The following is a 5,421-nucleotide window of genomic DNA, read 5'->3' on the forward strand; positions in this document are numbered from 1 at the left end:
GGTCGACATGGGGCGCGAAGCGCTGCTCAATGGCGGCTGGTTCGGAGTCGGACCGGGCGACGGCACCGTCAAGCGCGTCATCCCCGACAGCCATGCCGACTTCGTCTTCTCGGTTGCCGGCGAAGAGTTCGGGCTGATCATGTGCTTCTTCATCATGTCGATCTTCGCCTTCATCGTTCTGCGCGGCCTCAACACGGCGCTGAAGGAGCATGACGATTTCACCCGCTATGCGGTCGGCGGCCTCGTCACCGTGTTCGGCCTGCAGGCTGTCATCAACATGTGCGTCAACCTCCAGCTTGTGCCGGCCAAGGGCATGACGCTGCCGTTCATCTCCTATGGCGGCTCCTCGCAGATCGCCATCGCCATCTCGATGGGCATGGTGCTGGCGCTGACACGCAAGCGGCCGGAAAAGCGCAAGCAGGTGGGCTTTGGCCTGTCGCAACGCGCCGTGCCGGCGGAGTGATATGGCCAGAGGCGTCATCCTTCTCGCGGCAGGCGGCACCGGTGGGCATCTTTTCCCGGCCGAGGCGCTGGCGCATGAGTTGAACGAGCGCGGCTGGTCGGTGCATCTGGCGACCGACGACCGTGCCGAGCGTTTCGCCGGCCATTTTCCGGCCGCCGCCGTCCACCCGATCCAGTCGGCGACGATGGGCTCGAAAAATCCTTTTGCCCTGCTTGGCGCCTTCTGGAAGATCTGGCGCGGCGTGCGCCAGGCTTCTGCCGTCATTGGCAGAATCAAGCCGGATGCCGTCGTCGGCTTTGGCGGTTATCCGACCTTGCCGCCGCTCTACGCGGCGACACGGCGCAAGGTGCCGACGCTGATCCATGAGCAGAACGCGGTGATGGGGCGCGCCAATCGGGCGCTGGCCGGCCGTGTCGACGCCATCGCCGGCGGCTTCCTGCCGCAGGACACCAGTGCTGCCGGGGTCAAGACGGTGACGACAGGCAATCCGGTCAGGCCGGCCGTGCTGGAAGCGGCCAGGACGAATTATGCGGCATCGACCGGGGAACAGCCGTTCCGCCTGCTGGTGTTCGGCGGCAGCCAGGGCGCCCAGTTCTTTTCCGATGCCGTGCCGGGCGCCATCGCGCTGCTTTCCGACGCCCAGCGCAAGCGGCTGGTGATCACCCAACAAGCGCGCGCGGATGACGTGGCGCGGGTCAAAGCGGCCTATGCCGCGCTTGGCGTCGCCGTCGAGGTCTCGCCCTTCTTCACCGACATGGCGGCACGCATGGCGGCCGCTCATCTGGTGATCTCGCGTTCCGGCGCCTCGACCGTCTCGGAGATCGCCGTCATCGGCCGGCCGGCGTTGCTGGTGCCTTACCCCTATGCGCTCGATCACGACCAGGCGGCGAACGCGGCGGCCCTTGCCGCTGCCGGCGGCGGCGAAGTGCATCCGCAATCCTCGCTCTCGTCCGAACGCATCGCAGCGCTCATCGGCGAGCTGATGGAAGACCCCGATCGGCTGACGGCGATGGCGGCGGGTGCGAAATCGGCCGGGAGGCCGGACGCGGCACGGTTGCTCGCTGATCTTACAGAGGCTATTGCGTCCAAAAAAACCGTTTCGGATTTCAGGAAGGGGACGCAAGCATGAAGATGCCGCAGACCATCGGCCTTGTGCATTTCATCGGCATTGGCGGCATCGGCATGAGCGGCATTGCCGAAGTGCTGCACAATCTCGGCTACAAGGTGCAAGGGTCCGACCAGGCCGAAAGCGCCAATGTGCAGCGGCTGCGCGACAAGGGCATCGAATGCTTCGTCGGCCATAGGGCCGAAAATCTCGGTGATGCCGAGGTGGTGGTCGTCTCGACGGCGATCAAGAAATCCAATCCAGAGCTAAAGGCCGCGCGCGAAAAGCTGCTGCCGATCGTGCGCCGGGCCGAAATGCTGGCCGAACTGATGCGCTTTCGCCAGGCGGTGGCGATCGGCGGCACGCATGGCAAGACAACGACGACCTCGATGGTGGCGACCTTGCTCGATGCCGGCGGGCTCGATCCGACCGTCATCAATGGCGGCATCATCAATGCCTATGGCACCAACGCGCGCATGGGCGACGGCGAATGGATGGTGGTCGAGGCCGACGAAAGCGACGGCACTTTCCTGAAACTGCCGGCCGAGATCGCGGTCGTCACCAACATCGATCCCGAGCATCTCGATCACTATGGCAGCTTCGACAAGGTGCGCGAGGCGTTCCGCCAGTTCGTCGAGAACGTGCCGTTCTATGGTTTTGGCGTGATGTGCACCGATCACCCCGAGGTGCAGGCACTGGTCAGCCGCATCGAGGACCGCCGGGTCATCACCTATGGCGAGAATGCGCAGGCCGACGTGCGCTTTACCAATCACCGCATGGCAGGCGCCATTTCGGAATTCGACGTGGTGATCCGCGACCGCAAGACAGGCGGCCAGACTGTCATAGCAGGCCTGCGCCTGCCGATGCCCGGCCGCCACAACGTCTCCAACGCGACGGCAGCGATCGCGGTCGCGCATGAGCTCGGCCTGTCGGCCGAGGCGATCAAGAAGGGCCTGTCGTCCTTCGCCGGCGTCAAGCGCCGCTTCACCCATACCGGTTCGTGGGACGGCGTCGAAATATTCGACGATTACGGCCACCATCCGGTCGAGATCTCGGCGGTGCTGAAGGCGGCGCGCAGCGCCACCCAAGGTCGCGTCATCGCCATTGCCCAGCCGCATCGCTTCACCCGGCTGCATGATCTGTTCAACGAGTTTTCCACCTGCTTCAACGACGCCGACACAGTGATGGTGGCGCCGGTCTACGCGGCCGGCGAAGAGCCGATCGACGGCGTCAGCTCGGACGCGCTGGTGTCGCGCATCCGCGCCGGCGGCCATCGCGACGCACGCTACATCGAGGGTCCGGCGGCGATCGCGCCCGTCATCCGTGATCTGGCAAAGCCGGGTGACTTCGTCGTCTTCCTGGGCGCCGGCAACATCACCCAATGGGCCTATGCATTGCCCAAGGAGCTTGGCGGGACCGTCTCATGATGCACGGCCAGGCCCTGATCGACAGACTGGGCGACCGGCTTGCCGGCCTGCGCGGCCGCCTGACGCCGAACGCCGAGATGGACAAGATCACCTGGTTCCGTGCAGGGGGTCTGGCTGAGGTGCTGTTCCAGCCGGCCGACGAGGAAGATCTTGCAGCATTCCTCAAAGCCGTTCCTGAAGAGATACCACTGACCGTCGTCGGCGTCGGCTCGAACCTTCTGGTCCGCGACGGCGGCATCGAGGGCTTTGTCATCCGCCTTTCGGCCAAGGGCTTCGGCGAGGCCGAGGTGATTTCGCCGATCAGGATCAAGGCGGGAGCCGCGACCCCCGATAAGCGCGTCGCAGCGGTGGCGCTCGAGGCCGGCATTGGCGGCTTTCATTTCTACCACGGCATTCCGGGTGCAATCGGCGGTGCGCTGCGGATGAACGCAGGCGCCAACGGCGTCGAGACGCGCGAGCGGGTCGTCGAAGTGCGAGCGCTCGACCGCAAGGGCAATGTGCAGACGCTGAGCAATGCCGATATGGGTTACGCCTATCGCCATTCGGCGGCGCCTGCCGGGCTGATCTTCACCTCGGCCGTGTTCGAGGGCTTTGCCGAGGACAGAGCGGCGATCAAGGCGGCGATGGAGGCCGTGCAGAACCATCGCGAGACCGTGCAGCCGATCCGCGAGAAGACCGGCGGCTCGACCTTCAAGAATCCGGAAGGCACGTCGGCCTGGAAGGAGATCGACAGAGCGGGCTGCCGCGGCCTGATGATCGGCGGGGCGCAGATGTCGCCGATGCATTGCAACTTCATGATCAACACGGGAACTGCGACCGGCTACGACCTAGAATATCTCGGCGAGACGGTGCGTACGCGGGTGCTGGAGAATTCCGGTATCCGGCTGCAATGGGAAATCAAGCGCATCGGCAATTTCCGGCCGGGACATGCAGTTCAGGAGTTTCTCGGGCAGCTCCTTTAAGGTGCGTTGATATTCAGGTGATGCCGGCCTGCAAACGACGGCTTCCTGCGCTTCCGGTGCTCACGTACTTTGAGTACGCTCCGCTCCGGTTCTCGAAAGCCATCGTTTTCGACTCGGCCTGACCTGAATCCCAACACACCTTCGCGCGAGTTGAAGTTCATGTGATGCATGAACTTCAACGAGGCCGAAACGGTCCGCGACCGTTGCCGCAAAGACTCAACGACACGCTTTTCGCATCCATTTTCTCAGAAAGTGAATCTCTCGGAATCGTAAGCACTTGCCAGTGAATCAACTCTCTGATTCTCTGCTCGAAAGCGTTTCCTGATTTGAGTCGTTCGACGCGTTTTCAGCGGTTTCCGTCTGGGGGGGGCAACCTGCCGGGAGACTCTGACTCAATGTTGCGGAAAATCTGGTTTTGGTCCGCCGTGAGAGAGGGGATGCCGGGGAATGAAAAACAAGCATGTGGCCGTCTTGCTGGGTGGTTTTTCGTCCGAGCGGCCCGTGTCTCTTTCGTCGGGAAAGGCTTGTGCCGATGAACTCGAGAAGGAAGGCTACCAGGTCACCCGTGTCGATGTCGGGCGCGATGTCGGCTCCGTGCTTGCCGAGCTCAAGCCCGATGTCGCCTTCAATGCGCTGCACGGCCCTTTTGGCGAGGACGGCACCATTCAGGGCATCCTTGAATATCTCGGCATTCCCTACACCCATTCCGGCGTGCTCGCTTCGGCTCTGGCCATGAACAAGGAGCAGGCCAAGCGGGTTGCCAAGTCGGTCGGCATCGTGATCGCCGAATCGAAGGTCGCCAGCCGCTTCGCCATCCAGAACAAGCACCCGATGAAGCCGCCCTATGTGGTCAAGCCGGTCAATGAGGGTTCGAGCTTCGGTGTCGTCATCGTACATGAAGGCCAGTCGCATCCGCCGCAGGTGATCGGCTCGTCCGAGTGGAAATATGGCGATACCGTCATGGTTGAGCGCTACATCCACGGCAGGGAGCTGACCTGCGCGGTGATGGGTGATGTGGCGCTGGGGGTCTGCGAGATCATCCCGACCGGCCATTCCTTCTATGACTATGATTCAAAATATGTCGCCGGGGGATCAAAGCACGAATGCCCCGCAAAAGTTTCACCGAATATTTACCAAAAAATACAAACACTGGCGCTCAAGGCTCACCAAGCGATCGGCTGTCGCGGCGTTTCCCGTTCGGACTTCCGTTACGATGATCGTCATTCCGAAAACGGCGAGATTGTCTGGCTCGAGGTCAACACCCAGCCGGGTATGACGCCGACGTCCTTGGTGCCTGAAATCGCCGCCCAGGCCGGGCACTCGTTTGGCGATTTGTTGAGTTGGATGGTGGAGGACGCTTCGTGCCTGCGTTGAAATGGAGACAAGGTTGGGAGAGGGGCGCGGCGGGGCCGGCGCTGTTCGGCCTGCCCTTGTCGTCGGGCCCTTTCGTGCTGCCGCGCATGC

Annotated in this window: 5 protein-coding genes; all 5 read left to right on the forward strand. The window is 63.1% G+C overall.

The annotated features are described in order from the left end of the window. The coding region (locus EN939_RS19340) for an FtsW/RodA/SpoVE family cell cycle protein (RefSeq protein WP_164751080.1) at positions 1-463 on the forward strand (463 nt) is incomplete at its 5' end. Position 464: 1 nt separating this feature from the next. Beyond that, on the forward strand, positions 465-1,592 hold the full coding sequence (gene murG, locus EN939_RS19345) for an undecaprenyldiphospho-muramoylpentapeptide beta-N-acetylglucosaminyltransferase (RefSeq protein WP_127269282.1): 1,128 nt from the start codon (positions 465-467) through the stop codon (positions 1,590-1,592). Beyond that, positions 1,589-2,995 (forward strand): UDP-N-acetylmuramate--L-alanine ligase, encoded by a 1,407-nt coding sequence (gene murC, locus EN939_RS19350; protein WP_023813140.1) that lies wholly within the window; start codon positions 1,589-1,591, stop codon positions 2,993-2,995. The genes murG and murC overlap by 4 nt, the downstream gene beginning before the upstream one ends. Continuing rightward, entirely contained in the window at positions 2,992-3,957 is a 966-nt protein-coding gene (gene murB / locus EN939_RS19355; protein ID WP_027034937.1) for a UDP-N-acetylmuramate dehydrogenase, read from the forward strand. Before murC ends, murB begins: the two co-directional genes overlap by 4 nt. Positions 3,958-4,404: 447 nt before the next feature. After that, positions 4,405-5,331, forward strand: a complete 927-nt coding sequence (locus tag EN939_RS19360; protein WP_127269283.1) for a D-alanine--D-alanine ligase — start codon at positions 4,405-4,407, stop codon at positions 5,329-5,331. Positions 5,332-5,421 lie beyond the last annotated feature (90 nt).

The sequence above is a fragment of the Mesorhizobium sp. M7A.F.Ca.CA.002.05.1.1 genome, assembly GCF_003998335.1.
GTDB lineage: Bacteria > Pseudomonadota > Alphaproteobacteria > Rhizobiales > Rhizobiaceae > Mesorhizobium.

Bases quoted from the DNA above. Each gene is read 5' to 3' on its own strand.
- murG (WP_127269282.1), top strand. From the start codon at position 465: ATGGCCAGAGGCGTCATCCTTCTCGCGGCAGGCGGCACCGGTGGGCAT.
- murC (WP_023813140.1), top strand. From the start codon at position 1,589: ATGAAGATGCCGCAGACCATCGGCCTTGTGCATTTCATCGGCATTGGC.
- murB (WP_027034937.1), top strand. From the start codon at position 2,992: ATGATGCACGGCCAGGCCCTGATCGACAGACTGGGCGACCGGCTTGCC.
- EN939_RS19360 (WP_127269283.1), top strand. From the start codon at position 4,405: ATGAAAAACAAGCATGTGGCCGTCTTGCTGGGTGGTTTTTCGTCCGAG.